This window comes from Pseudomonas sp. Colony2 (assembly GCF_019382755.1).
Taxonomy (GTDB): domain Bacteria; phylum Pseudomonadota; class Gammaproteobacteria; order Pseudomonadales; family Pseudomonadaceae; genus Aquipseudomonas.
The window spans coordinates 3364838-3365214 of the sequence record NZ_CP080030.1 but is presented as its reverse complement, the minus strand read 5'-3'; the positions used below and the strand labels follow the sequence as shown (position 1 = coordinate 3365214).

The 377-nt window shown below is 54.1% G+C and carries 1 protein-coding gene; it reads left to right on the top strand.

Annotation, left to right across the window (positions count from 1 at the left end; translation table 11 throughout):
• Window positions 1-98: 98 nt before the first annotated feature.
• Window positions 99-350: a DUF1654 domain-containing protein gene (locus tag JV201_RS13365; protein ID WP_219407058.1), complete on the top strand. Its 252-nt coding sequence runs from the start codon at window positions 99-101 to the stop codon at window positions 348-350.
• The last annotated feature ends 27 nt before the right edge of the window (window positions 351-377 follow it).

The following is a 377-nucleotide window of genomic DNA, read 5'->3' as shown; positions in this document are numbered from 1 at the left end:
AAAATATGCATTTATGCATGAAACTTCGTGCCGCACTATTGCCAAGATATGTTAGTGCAAATACTGTTCATGCATACAGTATTTGCAAGGAGCGAAGCATGAACCAGGCACCCTACCCCACATCCAAACCGAGAAATTCCTACGAGCTTGTGGGCCACCGCCTGCAACGCTTGATCGCCTCTCCCCGGGTACAGCGGATTCAGTTGGTCGAGGTTTCCAGACGCGACGACGAAAGCCCTGAAGCCTGGCGCCAGGTCATCCAAGACATCGGCGACACCGCAGGCATAAGGATCGAGCATTTGGATGATGGCGCCGTCCGGATCGGCTGGCGCGAGTACTGCGATTCCTAAATGAGCCCGCCAGTGAGCGGGCTTTTT

Excerpts from the sequence above, each read along its gene's own strand:
- JV201_RS13365 (WP_219407058.1), top strand. The coding sequence starts at position 99 with ATGAACCAGGCACCCTACCCCACATCCAAACCGAGAAATTCCTACGAG.